The sequence below is a fragment of the Ancylobacter sp. TW_SC_1 genome, assembly GCF_056836805.1.
Window position 1 is genome coordinate 215,653 of record NZ_CM166365.1, and the last position, 15,768, is coordinate 231,420.

16 protein-coding genes are annotated in these 15,768 nt (G+C 68.5%); 7 read left to right on the forward strand and 9 right to left on the reverse strand.

The window, feature by feature from the left end; genetic code table 11:
- The first annotated feature begins 120 nt into the window (after positions 1 to 120).
- Positions 121 to 1,422, forward strand: a complete 1,302-nt coding sequence (locus AC1PZ7_RS00995) for an Hsp70 family protein (RefSeq protein ID WP_482357657.1) — start codon at positions 121 to 123, stop codon at positions 1,420 to 1,422.
- On the opposite strand, the gene AC1PZ7_RS01000 is transcribed toward AC1PZ7_RS00995, so the two are convergent.
- On the reverse strand, positions 1,385 to 2,770 hold the full coding sequence (locus tag AC1PZ7_RS01000) for an aldehyde dehydrogenase family protein (protein WP_482357658.1): 1,386 nt from the start codon (positions 2,768 to 2,770) through the stop codon (positions 1,385 to 1,387). The two genes, AC1PZ7_RS00995 and AC1PZ7_RS01000, sit on opposite strands and share 38 nt — an antisense overlap.
- Positions 2,771 to 3,034: 264 nt before the next feature.
- Between AC1PZ7_RS01000 and AC1PZ7_RS01005 the strand changes: the two genes are divergently transcribed.
- Positions 3,035 to 4,516: a sensor domain-containing diguanylate cyclase gene (locus AC1PZ7_RS01005; RefSeq protein WP_482357659.1), complete on the forward strand. Its 1,482-nt coding sequence runs from the start codon at positions 3,035 to 3,037 to the stop codon at positions 4,514 to 4,516.
- A 13-nt stretch (positions 4,517 to 4,529) separates the two neighbouring features.
- Here the strand turns inward: AC1PZ7_RS01005 and AC1PZ7_RS01010 are convergent, their stop codons facing one another.
- Positions 4,530 to 4,955, reverse strand: coding sequence for a VOC family protein (locus AC1PZ7_RS01010; RefSeq protein WP_482357660.1), 426 nt, complete (start codon positions 4,953 to 4,955; stop codon positions 4,530 to 4,532).
- Positions 4,956 to 5,118: 163 nt separating this feature from the next.
- Here AC1PZ7_RS01010 and AC1PZ7_RS01015 point away from each other — a divergent pair, with 163 nt between their 5' ends.
- The gene (locus AC1PZ7_RS01015; protein ID WP_482357661.1) at positions 5,119 to 5,892 is read left to right on the forward strand and encodes a ferredoxin--NADP reductase; all 774 of its coding nucleotides are present in this window, start codon (positions 5,119 to 5,121) and stop codon (positions 5,890 to 5,892) included.
- 16 nt (positions 5,893 to 5,908) lie between these two features.
- On the opposite strand, the gene AC1PZ7_RS01020 is transcribed toward AC1PZ7_RS01015, so the two are convergent.
- Positions 5,909 to 6,220 (reverse strand): hypothetical protein, encoded by a 312-nt coding sequence (locus AC1PZ7_RS01020; RefSeq protein ID WP_482357662.1) that lies wholly within the window; start codon positions 6,218 to 6,220, stop codon positions 5,909 to 5,911.
- A gap of 143 nt (positions 6,221 to 6,363) precedes the next feature.
- Between AC1PZ7_RS01020 and AC1PZ7_RS01025 the strand changes: the two genes are divergently transcribed.
- On the forward strand, positions 6,364 to 6,852 hold the full coding sequence (locus AC1PZ7_RS01025) for a GNAT family N-acetyltransferase (protein ID WP_482357663.1): 489 nt from the start codon (positions 6,364 to 6,366) through the stop codon (positions 6,850 to 6,852).
- A 56-nt stretch (positions 6,853 to 6,908) separates the two neighbouring features.
- On the opposite strand, the gene ahcY is transcribed toward AC1PZ7_RS01025, so the two are convergent.
- The 6 genes from ahcY to AC1PZ7_RS01055 all read right to left on the reverse strand — a co-directional run bounded on the left by ahcY (position 6,909) and on the right by AC1PZ7_RS01055 (position 12,435).
- The gene (ahcY, locus tag AC1PZ7_RS01030; protein WP_482357664.1) at positions 6,909 to 8,315 is read right to left on the reverse strand and encodes an adenosylhomocysteinase; all 1,407 of its coding nucleotides are present in this window, start codon (positions 8,313 to 8,315) and stop codon (positions 6,909 to 6,911) included.
- Positions 8,316 to 8,446: 131 nt separating this feature from the next.
- On the reverse strand, positions 8,447 to 8,734 hold the full coding sequence (locus AC1PZ7_RS01035) for an HPr family phosphocarrier protein (RefSeq protein ID WP_482357665.1): 288 nt from the start codon (positions 8,732 to 8,734) through the stop codon (positions 8,447 to 8,449).
- Complete coding sequence (locus AC1PZ7_RS01040) at positions 8,731 to 9,132, reverse strand: PTS sugar transporter subunit IIA (protein WP_482357666.1); 402 nt, start codon at positions 9,130 to 9,132, stop codon at positions 8,731 to 8,733. Before AC1PZ7_RS01040 ends, AC1PZ7_RS01035 begins: the two co-directional genes overlap by 4 nt.
- 186 nt (positions 9,133 to 9,318) lie before the next feature.
- Positions 9,319 to 9,801, reverse strand: a complete 483-nt coding sequence (locus tag AC1PZ7_RS01045; protein ID WP_482357667.1) for an HPr kinase/phosphorylase — start codon at positions 9,799 to 9,801, stop codon at positions 9,319 to 9,321.
- Between the two features lie 2 nt (positions 9,802 to 9,803).
- A complete protein-coding gene (locus AC1PZ7_RS01050; RefSeq protein WP_482359539.1) occupies positions 9,804 to 11,666 on the reverse strand; it encodes a stimulus-sensing domain-containing protein in 1,863 nt (620 codons plus the stop codon).
- A gap of 70 nt (positions 11,667 to 11,736) precedes the next feature.
- Positions 11,737 to 12,435: a response regulator transcription factor gene (locus tag AC1PZ7_RS01055; RefSeq protein WP_423293380.1), complete on the reverse strand. Its 699-nt coding sequence runs from the start codon at positions 12,433 to 12,435 to the stop codon at positions 11,737 to 11,739.
- A 189-nt stretch (positions 12,436 to 12,624) separates the two neighbouring features.
- Between AC1PZ7_RS01055 and AC1PZ7_RS01060 the strand changes: the two genes are divergently transcribed.
- From AC1PZ7_RS01060 to AC1PZ7_RS01070, 3 genes are all read left to right on the forward strand, one after another.
- The gene (locus AC1PZ7_RS01060; RefSeq protein WP_482357668.1) at positions 12,625 to 13,374 is read left to right on the forward strand and encodes a HugZ family pyridoxamine 5'-phosphate oxidase; all 750 of its coding nucleotides are present in this window, start codon (positions 12,625 to 12,627) and stop codon (positions 13,372 to 13,374) included.
- Between the two features lie 213 nt (positions 13,375 to 13,587).
- On the forward strand, positions 13,588 to 15,186 hold the full coding sequence (locus AC1PZ7_RS01065) for a phosphoenolpyruvate carboxykinase (ATP) (protein ID WP_482357669.1): 1,599 nt from the start codon (positions 13,588 to 13,590) through the stop codon (positions 15,184 to 15,186).
- 39 nt (positions 15,187 to 15,225) lie between these two features.
- Positions 15,226 to 15,753 carry a DUF3016 domain-containing protein gene (locus tag AC1PZ7_RS01070; RefSeq protein WP_482357670.1) on the forward strand — a complete coding sequence of 176 codons (528 nt, stop codon included), beginning with the start codon at positions 15,226 to 15,228 and terminating at the stop codon, positions 15,751 to 15,753.
- Positions 15,754 to 15,768: the final 15 nt, after the last annotated feature.

Here is a 15,768-nt window from a genome sequence, read left to right on the forward strand (position 1 = left end):
CTCCGGCACGCGCCGTCAACAGCATGTCAGTTGAACCTGCGACCTGAAGCCTTTAGGAAGGCGCCCCTTTCGGCGCGCGGTTCAGCGTTTCATCCGGTGCCTTTCCGGCGGGAGTTCGACATGGCGTTCTGCGGCCTCGATTTCGGCACCTCCAACACCACCTTCGCCCTCTGGCGTGGCGGCGGGCCGGTGCTGGCCGCGCTGGAGGACGGCAAGGTCACGGTGCCGAGCGCGGTGTTCTACGACCGGCACGGCACGCTCTCCATCGGCCGCGCGGCGATGGCGCGCTATGTCGACGGCGAGGACGGGCGGCTGATGCGCAGCCTCAAGGCGGTGCTCGGCAGCGCGCTGATCGACGAGAAGACGCAGATCGGCCGGCGCGCCATCGGCTTTCGCGAGGTTATCGCCGACTTTCTGCGCACGGTGAAAGCGCGTGCCGAGGAAGAGGCCGGCGCGGCACCGGCCCCGGCCGTGCTCGATCAGGTGGTGCTCGGCCGGCCGGTGTTCTTCGTCGACGACGACGAGGCCGCCAACCGCAAGGCCGAGGACGCGCTGCGCGCCATCGCCGCTAGCATCGGCTTCCGCGAGGTCTCCACCCAGTTCGAGCCGATCGCCGCCGCGCGCGACTACGAGCAGCAGGTCGGCGGCGAGGAGATCGCGCTGATCGCCGACATCGGCGGCGGCACCTCGGATTTCTCCATCGTCCGGCTCGGCCCGGCCCGCCGCGCCCGCGCCGACCGCGCCGGCGACATTCTCGCCAATGACGGCGTGCGCATCGGCGGCACCGATTTCGACCGTCATCTCAGCCTCGGCGCGCTGATGCCGCTGCTCGGTTTCCGCAGCCCGATGAAGCGGCCGGGGCGCGACGTGCCGAGCGGCTATTTCCACGAGCTGTCGACGTGGTCGAGCATCAACCGGCTCTACGGCGCCCGCACCGTGCGCGAACTGCACGAGGTGCGGCGCGAGGCGGCGCGCCCGGAGCTGGTCGAGCGGCTGATCCGGGTGATCGAGGAGCAGCGCGGCCACACGCTGGCCATGGAGGCGGAGGCCGCCAAGATCGCGCTCGCCGAGGCGGCGCGGGCCGAGGTCGATCTGGGCTGGCTGGAAGCCGGGCTGTCGGTCGGGCTGACCCCGGAGGAACTGGTCGCACACACCGCCGCCCTCGCCGAGCGCATCGCCCGGCGCGTGGCGATCTGCCTCGCCCAGGCGGGGCTGAAGACCGGCGACATCGACGCGCTGTTCCTCACCGGCGGCTCGACCCGGCTCGCCCATGTGCGCGCGGCGATCCTGGCGAGCGTGCCGCAGGCGCGCGTCGTCGAGGGCGATACGTTCGGCTCGGTCGGCACCGGCCTCGCCATCGAGGCCGCCCACCGCTACGGCATTCTCAGCCGTGGCGCAGATGGAAGGATTTCGGCCGCGTGAGCATCTCGAAGCCGATGCGCGAGAGCGAGGCGCCGCGCCCGGTATCCTTCACCCCTGTCCAGGCGAGGCCGGGATCGAGATAGTCGCAGCGGTTCATGAAGACGGTGCCGGTCTCGATCTCCTCCCCGAGCCGTTCGGCGGCGGCGAGATCGGCGGTCCAGATCGAGGCGGTGAGGCCATAGACGCTGTCGTTCATCAGCATCAGCGCCTCGTCATCGTCCTTCACCTTCATGATGCCGACCACGGGACCGAAGCTCTCGTCCCGCATCACCGACATGGAATGGTCGACGCCGGTGAGCACCTGCGGCGCGAGATAGGGCGTGCCCGCGCGATTGGCCGGGAAGGCGGCGGGGTCGATATGCGCCCGCGCGCCCTTGCCCACGGCCTCGGCGATCTGCCCGCGGATGAGATCGGCGAAGCGGCCCTGCGCCATCGGGCCGAGCGTCGTCGCCTCGTCCAGCGGATTGCCGAGCACATAGCGGGAGGTGAGAGCGACGAAGCCCTCGACGAAGCGGTCATAGAGGCTTTCGTGCACATAGAGGCGCTCGATGCCGCAGCAGCACTGGCCGGAATTGTAGAAGGCGCCGTCGACGAGATTCTCCACCGCGAAGTCGAGATCGGCGTCGGCCCGCACATAGGCCGGATCCTTGCCGCCGAGTTCCAGCCCCAGCGGCGTGAAGGTGCCGGCCGCCGCCCGCTCGATGGCGCGCCCGCCCTCCACCGAGCCGGTGAAGTTGACGAAGTCGACCGCACCGGAGCCGATGAGGCGCGAGGTCTGGTCATGGGTCAGGACAAGGTTGGTGAACAGCCCCTTGGGCAGTCCGGCACGGTCCATCGCCATCTGGAAGCGCTCGCCCACCAGAATGGTCTGCGCGGCGTGCTTGAGCAGCACCGCATTGCCGGCGATCAGCGCCGGGGCGATGGTGTTCACCGCCGTGAGATAGGGGTAGTTCCATGGCGCCACGACCAGCACGAGGCCGAGCGGGTCGCGCTTGACGTAGCGGGTGAATCCCGGACGCACGTCGTGGGGAATGACCGGCGCGAGCGCATCCTGCGCCATCTCGGCCACGTAGCGCACGCGCTCCTCGAAGCCGCCGAACTCGCCGCCATAGCGCACCGGCCGGCCCATCTGCTGGGCGAGTTCGGGCACGATCTCCTGGTTCATCGCCAGCATGGCGTCGAGAAAGCGCAGCACCTGGGCCGAGCGTTCGGCGATCGGCACCCGCCGCCAGTCGCGCTGCGCCGCGCGGGCATCCGTCACGGCCTGAACGAGCGCGACTTCCGAAGCCGCCGGGCGACGGGCGAGTTCGGAGCCGTCGATGGGAGAGATACAGACGATGTCACTCATGTCGCACCCGGATCGGCCCCTTGATGGATCGCGCAATTGATCCGCAGGTATAATACAATAGCAAGTCCGCGTCGGACGACCTGCGATCGGAACGCCCACGCCGCATTGCGGCGGCCACGAATCTCCCGTAAGTTATATCGGAATTCGGACTAAATGGTCCCATTCTACCTTGGTTTCGAGCCGCTGCAGACGCTGCCTTCTCCAGGTCGCGGTCAATTCCCGAAACAGCCAATCCGTTCATGAGCATGGTCGGTGTGCTCCGCGATGAAGCCGAATAAGTCGAGCGTGGTATCGCTGGAAGCCAGCACGGTCGACCTGCCGTCGGCCGACGAACATGTCGACATGTTCGAGCTGGCGCCGATTTCTCTCTGGCTGGAAGACTTCAGCGCCGTCAAGGAGCTGTTCGACCGCTGGCGCGCCGAGGGCGTCACCTCGCTGCGCGAGCATCTGCGCGGGCGTCCCGAGCGGGTCGCCGAGTGCTCGAAGCGCATCAGGGTGCTGAAGGTCAACCGGCGCACGCTGACCCTGTTCGAGGCGTCGAGCCTGCAGCATCTCGTCGGCAACCTCGACAAGGTGTTTCGCGGCGACATGCTGATGACGCATATCGAGGAGCTGTCCCAGCTCTGGGACGGCCACACCAGCTTCGCCAGCCAGGCGGTCAACTACACGCTGACCGGCCAGCGGCTCGACATCCAGCTCAAGGGCGTCGTCCTGCCGGGCCACGAAGAGACGCTCGACCGCGTGCTGCTCTCCGCCGAGGACGTCACCGAACGCGAAGCGGCGCGGCGCCAGGCCACCAGCGCGGGACGCTACGCGGAGGGACTGTTCGAGCATTCGCCGGTGTCGCTCTGGGTGGAGGATTTCTCCACCATCAAGCAGTTGATGGACGATATCCGCCTGCGCGGCATCGAGGACTTCCGGGTGTTCACCGACGTGCACCCGGAATTCGTCCAGCGCTGCATCAGCGAGATCCGCATCATCGACGTCAACCGGCACACGCTGGAGATGTTCGGCGCGGCGAACACGGCGGAGCTAGTGGCCAACGCCGCGCACGTCTTCCGCGAGGACATGCAGCGGCATTTCCGCGAGCAGCTCATCGACCTGTGGAACGGCAAGATCTTCCACACCCGCGAGGTGGTGAACTACACGCTGGGCGGCGACATGCTGCACGTTCACCTGCAGTTCTCCGTGCTGCCGGGGCATGAGGAGGACTGGGCGCTGGTGCAGGTCGCGCTGACCGACATCACCGCGCGCAAGAAGGCCGAGGCCTATCTCGAATATCTCGGCAAGCACGACGTGCTGACCAAGCTCTACAACCGCTCCTTCTATGTCGACGAATTGAACCGCCTTGAGCGCCGCGGGCCGTTCCCGGTCACCATCATCATGGTCGACCTGAACGACCTCAAGCAGGTCAACGACCAGCTCGGCCACGCCGCCGGCGACACGCTGCTGCGGCGGGCCGGCGAGATACTGGCCAAGGCGGTCGACCACCCCAATTGCGCCGCCCGCATCGGCGGCGACGAGTTCGCCGTGCTGCTCCCCGGCCTCGACGCGGAGGGCGGCCTCGCGGTGATGGAGAACATCCGCGAGCTGGTGGCGCTCAACAACCAGTTCTATTCCGCCAGCGTGCTCGGCCTGTCGATCGGCATGGCCACCAGCGCGCCCGGCGAGCGGCTGGAAGGCGTGGTCAAGCGGGCGGACGCGATGATGTACGAGGCCAAGCGGCAGAACGACGCGGGACGGTGACGGGAGCCGATCCTCAGCCCCCCGGCCGAACGGTCAGATCCTCCAGCTCGGCCAGGTGCACGAAGCACAGCTTGTTGCCTTCCGGATCGCGGCCATAGGCGCCGTAATAGTCCGGCGCGTAGCTCGGCCGCAGCCCCGGCGCCCCCTCGTCCCTGCCGCCATGCGCGACAAGCGCGCGCCAGGCTTCGTCGACCGCCGCCGGCGAGGGCGCGGCGAAACTCACCTGCGTGCCGTTGCCCCATGTCGCCGGCAGGCCGTTGAACGGCAATTGCACGAAGAATTGCGGCCAGCGGCGTCCCGGCATCACCCACATCGAGCCGGGCGGCCCGCCATCATCGGGCTCGTCGATGCGCAGGAGGCCGAGCGGCGCGAGCACCGCGTCGTAGAAGGCAGTCAGCCGCTCGAGATCGCGCGCGCCCAGAATGATGTGACTGAACATTGATCCTCCTCATGGTCGGATGGCCCCGACCGCGCATGTTCCATCGACACGCCCGAAACGCGCAAGCAAGGGTCGACAGCGACACAAATGCGCAGTAAACCGGGCGCCAAGAATTACATGCACTTCCAGTTTGTTTGGAAGTTTTCACATATACGGATTGTAAATGAGCAATCTCCACCACGAGCGCGTCCTTTCGGTGCACCACTGGACCGACAACCTGTTCACCTTCACCACGACGCGCGACCCGGCGCTGCGGTTCAAGAACGGCCAGTTCGTGATGATCGGCCTGCAGGTGGAGGGCAAGCCGCTGCTGCGCGCCTATTCCATCGCCAGCGCCAATTACGAGGAGACGCTGGAGTTCTTCTCGATCAAGGTGGCGAACGGCCCGCTGACCTCGCGCCTGCAGCACCTCAAGGTCGGCGACGAGGTGATCGTCGGGCGCAAGCCGACCGGCACGCTGCTGGTCGACTATCTGGTGCCCGGCCGCCGGCTCTATCTGCTCTCCACCGGCACCGGCCTCGCGCCCTTCATGAGCCTGATCAAGGACCCGGAGACCTACGAGGCTTACGAGAAGGTCATCCTCGTCCATGGCGTGCGCACCGTCGCCGAGCTCGCCTATCAGGACTTCATCACCGAGGAATTGCCGGATAACGAGTATTTCGGCGAGCTGGTGCGGGAGAAGCTGGTCTACTACCCCACCGTGACGCGCGAGCCCTACCGCAACCAGGGCCGCATCACCGACCTGATCACCTCGGGCAAGCTGTTCGCCGATCTCGGCCTGCCCCCCCTCGACAAGGAGGACGACCGCGTCATGCTGTGCGGCAGCCCGCAGCTGCTCGACGACATGCGCGTCATTCTCAGGGACAAGGGCTTCGAGGAAGGCTCCACCACGGAGCCGGGCGACTTCGTGATCGAGAAGGCCTTCGTCGAGAAGTGACGGCGGTGCCGGCGCCTCAGCGCAGGCGCCGGTCGGAATCCCAGCGCTCCTCCTCGGAGCGCGCCGCCTCTTCCGGCGTCAGCACGCGGTATTCCGCCTCGATGATGGTCGGGTCGCCGGCATTCCTGGCGCGCCTGGCGCCGCCGAACAGGCGGTAGGCGAGGCCGGCGATGACGATGATCGGAAAGACGACGAGGAACACGCTGGCCGCCACCAGCGCCAGCGCGGTGCCGAGCGCCAGAGCCACGGCGACGACGATCGCCACCTGCCACCAGCTCACCTTCCTGACGGTGAAACGCATTCGATCGAACGGATCGGTCGAGCTCATTCCTGGGTCTTTCCTCCTCGGCGGTCGCCCCGCTTTTATGGCATATGGGAGCGCGCCGCACACATTCCAGCGGCCGTGACGCAAATTCGAAGCGGGCGAAGGGACGCAGGCGCGGACCGCAATTACCCACCGGAGACCCAACGATGACCCTGCGTGAGGCGCACGAAGACGACCTTCCCGGCATTGTCGCCATCTATAACGATGCCGCGCTCAACACCACGGCGATCTGGAACGAAACCCCGGTCGATCTCGCCAACCGCCGCGCCTGGCTGAAGGATCGCCGCGACCGGGGCTTTCCCGTCCTCGTCGCCAGCGAGGGCGCCGAGGTGCTCGGCTATGCCAGCTTCGGCGACTTCCGCCCGTTCGAGGGTTATCGCATCAGCGTCGAGCACTCGGTCTATGTGGCGGAGGCGGCGCGCGGACGCGGGCTGGGCCGGCGCCTCGTGGAGGCGCTGTTCGCGCCGGCACGCGCGCTCGGCAAGCAGGTGATGATCGGCGGCATCACCGGCGGCAACACCGCTTCCATCGCCCTGCACCAGCGGCTCGGCTTCCAGGAGACCGGCCGCCTGCTCGGCATCGGCACCAAGTTCGGCCAGCGCCTCGACCTCGTCTTCATGCAGAAGGACCTCTGACATGAAAAAGGGGCGCCGCACGGCGCCCCTTTCCATGGATCGGCCGGAAACGGCGATCAGTAGCGGTAGTGTTCCGGCTTGAACGGGCCTTCCACCGGCACGCCGATATAGTCCGCCTGCTCGGGCCGCAGCTTGGTCAGCTTGACGCCGAGCTTGTCGAGATGCAGCGCCGCCACCTTCTCGTCGAGCACCTTCGGCAGGGTGTAGACCTTCTTGTCGTACTTGCCGGCATGCGCCCACAGCTCGATCTGGGCGAGCGTCTGGTTGGAGAAGGAGGACGACATCACGAAGGACGGGTGGCCCATGGCGTTGCCAAGGTTCACCAGCCGGCCTTCCGACAGCAGGATGATGCGGTTGCCCGACGGGAACTCGATCTCGTCGACCTGCGGCTTGATGTTGTTCCACTTGAAGTTCTTCAGGCCGGCGACCTGGATCTCGTTGTCGAAGTGGCCGATGTTGCAGACGATGGCGCGATCCTTCATCTGCCGCATGTGCTCGACGGTGATGATGTCGCGGTTGCCGGTGCAGGTGACATAGATGTCGGCGCGCGAGAACGCGTCCTCGATCGTGGCCACCTCATAGCCTTCCATCGACGCCTGCAGCGCGCAGATCGGATCGACTTCCGAGACGATGACGCGCGCGCCGGCCTGGCGCAGCGAGGCCGCCGAGCCCTTGCCGACATCGCCGAAGCCGGCGACGAAGGCGACCTTGCCGGCCAGCATCACGTCGGTGCCGCGACGGATGGCGTCGACCAGCGATTCACGGCAGCCATAGAGATTGTCGAACTTCGACTTCGTCACCGAGTCGTTGACGTTGATCGCCGGGAACAGCAGCTTGCCCTGCTCGGCGAGCTTGTAGAGGCGGTGCACGCCCGTGGTGGTCTCTTCCGAGACGCCCTTGATCGAGGCGGCCACCTCGGCGAACCAGCCCTTCGGCTTCTCGGCCAGCAGCTTCTTGATCAGGGCGAAGAAGATCTCCTCTTCCTCGGAGCCGGGGCTGTCGAGGAAGGCGGTATCGCCGTTCTCCGCCCGCAGGCCGTAATGCACCAGCATGGTGGCATCGCCGCCGTCGTCGAGGATCATGTTCGGCACGCCGCCGCCATGCCAGTCGAACAGCTTGGCGGTGAAGTCCCAGTACTCGGCCAGCGTCTCGCCCTTGAAGGCGAAGACCGGCGTGCCGCCGGCGGCGATGGCGGCCGCCGCGTGGTCCTGCGTCGAGAAGATGTTGCACGACACCCAGCGCACGTCGGCGCCGAGCGCCTTCAGCGTCTCGATCAGCACCGCGGTCTGGATGGTCATGTGCAGCGAGCCGGCGATGCGCGCGCCCTTGAGCGGCTGCGCGGGGCCGTATTCGGCGCGGATGGCCATGAGGCCCGGCATCTCGGTCTCGGCAAGGTCGATCTCCTTGCGGCCGAAATCGGCGAGGCTGACGTCCTTGACGATGTATTCGCTGGCAAAGGCCATGGTGCGGCTTCCCTTCTGCCTGACGCAAAGTGGCGCGGATGAGCTGGCCGGGTGATAGCAGCCATGCCCCGCAATTACAATAACGATATAAAGATGTCTTTATATGACAGGCACCGAGGCCGGCGGACGGCTCACTCGCCCTCGCCGAAGCGGTCCGACACCAGCGCGTCGAGCGCGTCGATGGCCGACTGCGCCTGCGGCCCGCTCGCCTCGACGAGGATGGTGGTCCCCGGCGCGGCGGCGAGCATCATCAGCCCCATGATGGAGGTGCCGCCGACCGTCTCGCCGGCGCGGGTGACGCGCACGTCGGCGTCGAAGCGCTCCACCGTCTGCACGAATTTGGCGGAGGCGCGGGCATGCAGGCCGCGCTTGTTGACGATGGCGAGCTCGCGCTGAAGGGCGACGGTCGTCACGCTCATTTCCCGGCCAGCACCCGGCTGGCGATGTTGATGTATTTGCGCCCGGCCTCCTGGGCCTGGGCCACGGCCTCGGCCATCGGCACTTCGCCGCGCACGGTGGCGAGCTTGACCAGCATCGGCAGGTTGATGCCGGCGACCACCTCGATGTCCGGCGAGGTCATCACCGAGATGGCGAGGTTGGAAGGCGTGCCGCCGAACATGTCGGTGAGGATCACCACGCCGCCGCCGCTGTTCACCACGCCGACCGCGTCCACGATGTCCTTGCGACGCTGCTCGATGTCGTCGTCCGGCCCGATCGTGATCGTCTCGATCTGCGATTGCGGCCCCATGACATGTTCGAGTGCAGCGCGGAATTCGCTGGCAAGGCGTCCGTGCGTTACGAGTACGAGACCAATCATCTTGCTCCGCCGCACGCCCGTTCGGCGCGACTGCAATGCTTCTGCCGGGGGCGTCCGAGATAGGGTAGGCCCGCCGTCCCCGTTGCGGGGCGCACATCATCGTTGCGCCGCACACGAATGGCAAGTACCGCTGGGGAAAATCGGCTGCCGGTCCTCCGGCACCACCCCGCGCGCCGCCGCCGGCGTTCAGTCCGGCATGGGCCGGGTCAGCAGCAGCGCCAGCACCTGCTGCACCACGTCGCCGCCGGCAAAAGCCGGCAGCCGCGCCATTTCGACCCCCTCGACCACGGTGCGCAGCGCCGCCGCGTCCGGCAGCCGCGCGGCATCGGTGGCCCCCAGATCGACCACCAGATCGAGGGCCGTCTCGGCGGCGAAGGGCAGGCACCGCGGCCCCACCCCGCGTATCTCGATGAGGCCGGCGAGATTGTGCGGCGCGGTGGCGAAAACCCGGTCTCCGCGCCGTGTCAGCCGCACCCGGTCATCCGCCACCAGCTCGGTCGGCGGCGCGACGCCGCCCCGTCCGGCCAGGATGAGCGCGAAGGCCAGATGCGACTTGCCGGCGCCCGAGGCACCGCGAATCAGCACGCCCTGCGCACCGACGCGGACGCAGGAGGCATGCACCGTGGCGCCGGGGGCATCGGGGGCATCGGCGGCGTCCTCGGCGCGCATGGTCAGCTCGCCGGCAGCCGGACGATGAACCGCGCCCCCGCCGGCTTGGCCGGGGAGACGGCCTCGCCGTCGGCGGCGGCGCTCCGGCTTTTCGAGCGGGGCGCCTTCGCCTTCTTCGGCGGTGCCTCGGAGGGGCGGTTCTCCGCCCAGATGCGCCCGCCATGCGCCTCGATGATCTGCCGCGAGATCGACAGGCCGAGGCCGGAATTCTGGCCGAAGCCCTGTTCTTCCGGGCGGTCGGTGTAGAAGCGCTCGAAGATGCGGCCGAGCGCGTGCGGGGGAATGCCCGGGCCGTCGTCGTCGACGATGATCTCGACCGCGTCCTTCGTCCGCCGGCAGGTGACGCGCACCTCGCCGCCCTTGGCGGAGAAGGAGCGCGCATTGTCGATGAGGTTGTTGATCACCTGGCCGAGGCGGGAATCGTGGCCGGGAACGATGAACGCGGCCGGCGCGCCCGGCGCCGGCTCGAAGGCGAGCGTCACGCTCACGCCGTCGCCGCGCACCACGTCATTGTGCACGCCGGTGACGGTGTTGAGCAGGCGCACCAGATCGACCGGCTCGGCCTCCTGGCGCTGCAGCTCGGCGTCGAGGCGGCTGGCGTCGGAGATGTCGGTGATGAGGCGATCCAGCCGCCTCACATCGTGCTGGATCACCTCCAGCAGGCGGCCGCGGGAATTGTCGGTCTTGGCGAGCGGCAGCGTCTCCACCGCCGAGCGCAGCGAGGTGAGCGGGTTCTTCAGCTCGTGCGAGACGTCGGCGGCGAAGCTCTCGATCGCCTCGATGCGCGAATAGAGCGCGTCGGTCATGTCGCGCAGCGCGCCCGAGAGATGGCCGATCTCGTCCGAGCGGCTGGTGAAGTCGGGAATCTCGACGCGCGAGCGGGTACGCCGGCGCACCCGCTCGGCGGCATCGGCGAGCTTGCGCACCGGGCCGGCGATGGTGCCCGCGAGCAGCAGCGACAGCACCACCATCACCGCCATGGCGACCAGGAAGACGCGCACGATCACCAGCCGTTCGGCCGCCACCGCCTCGTCGATCTCGCCGCCCTGGGTGGAGAGCAGCAGCGCGCCGAGAATGGCGCGGAAGCGCTGCACCGGCACGGCGACCGAAACGATGACCTGGCCGCGGTCATTGACCTGCACCGCGCTCGCCTTCTGCCCCTGCAGCGCGTCGACGACGGCCGTGTAGCCCTTGCCGTTATTGGGGCCCAGCTCCTTGTAGAGCGGCAGGTCGCCGCGCTCGAACCACATCTTCATGCTGTTCCAGCCACGCTCCATCCAGTTCGGCTTGGGCGTGTTGGGGGCGGGCATGTCGAAGCGCAGGATCTCGCCGCGCGAATAGAGCGAGCGCGAATCGAGGAGGAGCGCGCCGTCGCGGTCATAGATGCGGGCGCGCGTCCCGGTGGGCTCGACGAGGCGCTTGAGGACCGGGGCGACGCGCTCGGGATTGATCGGGAATTCGAGCGGCGCGAAGCCTTCCTCGCCCGGGCCATAGCTCTCGCCGGCCTGCAGTTCGAGCAGCCGCTCGGGATCGATGGTGATGGCGTTGGTCTCGACCTGCGCGTTGGCGGCGATGGCGCCGGCGATGATCTCGCCCTGCACCAGCAGGCTCTGCACGCGCGCGTCGATCAGCCCGGCGCGGAACTCGGAAAGGTACAGGATCCCCGACACCAGCACGCACATGCCGACGAGGTTGAGCAGGACGATGCGGCGGGTGAGGCTGGAGAAGCTCTTGAAGGCGACGAAGTTGCGCGCCCGGCGCAGCGACCCGAGCAGGCCGACGCCGCGCAGGCCGGCGCCGAACAGCCCGGCGCCTCGCGCGCCGCGCCGTTCCTCGCCCTCGCCCGTGCCGGATGCTTCCACCATCTCCTCGGCATCCGCCGCGGCCCCGTCGGCGTGCGCGGCCCGGATCGATTCGGGATCGAGCAAGGAGTCGCTACTCCTTGAAGCGGTAGCCGACGCCATAGAGCGTCTCGATCATCTCGAAATTGTCGTCCGTGACCTTGAACTTCTTGCGCAGCCGCTTGATGTGGCTGTCGATGGTGCGGTCGTCGACATAGACCTGGTCGTCATAGGCCGCGTCCATCAGCGCGTTGCGGCTCTTCACCACGCCGGGGCGGGTGGCCAGCGCCTGCAGGATGAGGAACTCGGTCACGGTGAGGGTGACGTTCTCGCCCTTCCAGGTGCAGGTGTGGCGCTCGGGGTCCATGCGCAGCAGGCCGCGCTCCAGCACCTTGGCGCTGTCGGTCTCGCGCGGCAGCGTGCCGTCCTTCGGCGCCACGCGGCGCAGCACCGCCTTGACGCGCTCGACGAGGAGACGCTGCGAGAACGGCTTCTTGATGAAGTCGTCGGCGCCCATCTTGAGGCCGAACAATTCGTCGATCTCGTCGTCCTTCGAGGTCAGGAAGATGACCGGCATGTCGCTCTTCTGCCGGAGGCGGCGCAGCAGTTCCATGCCGTCCATGCGCGGCATCTTGATGTCGAAGATGGCGAGGTCCGGCGGATTGGTCTTGAAGCCGTCCAGGGCCGTCGCGCCATCCGTATACGTCTGAATCCGATAGCCCTCTGATTCGAGGGCGATGGAGACAGAGGTGAGGATGTTGCGATCGTCGTCGACGAGAGCGATGGTCGGCATCTGCACACTTTCCTGTTCGGCGGCGGTACACGAAGCGGTGAACCGCGCCGACGTGGCCACAATGTGACACGCAAACTGATTCAACCGAAAATAGCGCGTTTCAAGACACATAGCCAATCAGACGGCGCGGTGCTTGACGACATGCGGGTTCGCGCGCACCTGTTCAGCATCAGGGTGGAGTGTCTTCCCATGTCACCGACCGCACAGAATCCCGATGAATTCGACGCCGCCGGCACCGTGCGCCGGCTCATCCGCGAGACCCAGACGGGGGCGCTGGCGACCCTCGACGAGGATGGCGGGCCCTATGCCTCGCTGGTGCAGCTCGCGACGCTGCCGGACGGCGCGCCCCTGCTCCTGCTCTCCGGGCTCGCGCGCCACACGCGCAACCTCGCCCGCGATCCGCGCGTGTCGCTGCTGGTCGACGAGCACCGCCACGGCGACGAACTGCAGGGCGCGCGCGCCGGGCTGAGGGGCCGCATCGCGGTGCTCACGGAGACGGACGCGATCGCCACCGCCCGCCATCGCTTCCTCGCCCGTCACCCGGACGCCGCCGGTTTCGCCGGCTTCACCGACTTCGCCTTCTACCGGATCGAGATCGAGAGCGCCCATCTGGTCGCCGGCTTCGGCCGCATCGTCGATGTCGACGGGGAAGCGTTGCGCACCCGGGTGGACGACGCCGCCGAGGTCCTCGCCACCGAGCAGGGCGCGGTCGAGCACATGAATGCCGACCATGGCGACGCCGTGCAGCTCTACGCCATGCATCTGCTGGGCACCGGCCCCGGCCACTGGAAGCTGGTCGGCCTCGACCCCGAGGGCTGCGAGCTGATGGATGCCGGCCATGTGCGCCGGCTCGGCTTCGGCCGGCGCGTCACCACCGCGCGCGAGATGCGCGAGGCGCTCGTCGAACTCGCCAACCGCGCCCGCGCCGCGGTGGTCTGAAGGCAGGGCAGGATCGACGCGCGCGAGATGCGCGAGGCGCTCGTCGAACTCGCCAACCGGGCCCGCGCCGCGGTGGTCTGAAAATACCTCAAGGGTGGGGGCAACCATCGCATCGGCCCGGTTTGGCCACAGAAACGGCCAGAAATCTCAGCCAAAAGGCCCGACTGCCCTCTCATGGTGCCGCCTCTTGTCATGCGTCAGGAGGAGCCGACCTTGAACCAGACCGGCACACGTAACGAGCAACACGGCGCCGAGGCGATCGGGCTTTCCGGCACCGGCCGGGTATTCTGGAATCTCGGCCCGGCCGCGCTTTACGAGCGTGTCGTCGCGCGCGGCGAGGCGCGGCTCTCCGACTCCGGCGCGCTCGTCGTGGCCACCGCCCCGCACACCGGCCTCAGCCTCGACGACCGTTACATCGTCCGCGACGACGCCGACGCCGACGATACCGGGCAGGAAAGCCCCGGCACGCTGTCGCGCGGGCAGTTCGAGGCGCTCAAGGCCGACCTCCTCGCCCATGCCGGCGGCCGTACCCTGTTCGCGCAGGACCTGCATGCCGGCGCCGGCGCGGCCGACCGCATCGGCGTGCGCGTCCTCGCCGAGCATGCCTGGCACGCCCTGTTCATGCGCAACATGCTGCGCGCGCCCGACGCCCCCGAACTCGCCGACTTCGTGCCCGCGCTGACCGTGCTCTGCGTCCCCGGCTTCAAGGCCGATCCCGAAAAGCACGGCGTGCGCACGCCGACCGCCATCGCCTGCGATCTCGCCAACGGCCTCGTTCTCATCGCCGGCACGCTGCATGCCGGCGAGATCAAGGAAGCGGTCTTCGGCCATCTCGCCCATGTGCTGCCCGCGCGCGGCGTGCTGCCGGTGAACGGCGCGGCGAATGTCGGGCCGGAGGGCGACGTCGCCCTGTTCCTCGGCGCCTCCGGCGCCGGCAAGACCACGCTCGCCGGCGACCCGGCGCGCGCGCGGCTCGGCGACGGCGCGCAGGGCTGGAGCGCCGACGGCCTCATCGCCTTCGAGGATGGTTGCTATCCCGGAACCCTCGGCCTGGCGCCGGAGGCCGCTCCCGCCATCCATGCCGCCGCCCGGCGCTTCGGCACCGTGCTGGAGAACGTCTTCATCGATCCCGACACGCGCGTGCCGGACTTCGGCGACGCCTCGCTCACCGACAATCCGCGCGCCGCCTATTCACCCGATGGCGTCGCCGACGGCCGCGTCGAGGCGAATAGCGGCGTGCCGAAGAACATCTTCCTGCTTGCCGCCGACGGCTTCGGCGTCCTGCCGCCGCTCGCCCGCCTCACGCCGGCGCAGGCGCTGTATCACTTCCTCTCCGGCTATTCGGCGCCGCCCGGCGACGGCGAGAGGCCGGCGCGCTTCTCCGCCGGCTTCGCCGCCGCCCCCCTGTCGCGCGCGCCTTCCGAGCATGGCGACCTGCTGCGCGATCTCATCGCCGGGAACGACACCCGGTGCTGGCTGGTCAACACCGGCTGGATCGGCGGGCGCGCCGGCGCCGGGCAGCGCGTTCCGCTGGCGACCACGCGGCGCCTCGTCGCGGCCGTGCTCGGCGGCGAACTCGAGGCCGCCAAATTCCGCACCGACCAGTATTTCGGCTTCGCCGTGCCGGTCGCCGTGGAAGGCGTCGATCCCAGGCTGCTCGACCCGGCCCGCGCCTGGCCGACGCGCATCGACCATGCGATGGCGGCACGCCGGCTGGTGGGCCTGTTCACGGCCAATTTCGCCCGCTTCGAGACGGCGGTCGACGACGAGGTGCGGCGTGCCCAGCCGGGCATGGCCATCGCGGCGGAATAGGGCGACACTCAGCCGTCTTCGCATCGAGCGGAGGGAGACATGACCCGTGCCGCGTATCGCCTGAATCGTGGCTGCGCCGCCCTCGTCCTCGGCGCGGCGCTCCTGCTGCCCGCCGCCGCGCAGGCCGCATCGAGCGTCACCTTCGTCGCGCCGCAGAACTACCGGGACGGCAACCTGTCCTGGGGGCCGGTCGAGCAGCGCCTGACGCTGGAAGGACTGGAACGCATCATCACGCGTCTGGCCGCCAAGCGGCTTCCGGCCGGCTACGAGATCGACGTCGCCGTGCTCGACCTCGATCTCGCCGGCAGGATCAACCCGCTGCGCGCGCGCAGCGGCGAGCTGCGCCTCATGCGGCAGGACACCTGGCCGTCGATGACGCTGCGCTACACGCTGCGCAGGGACGGCCGGGTGGTCGCGCGCGGCGAGGAGACGCTGCGCGCGATGAACTATCTGATGGACCCTGTCGCCGTGCGCTCACGCGAGGCGCTGCGTTTCGAGAAGGCCATGCTCGACCACTGGTTCCGCACCCGATTCGCCAGATTGCCGGCGAGCCGGCCTCTCGGCTGACGGCGGCGCGGCCGG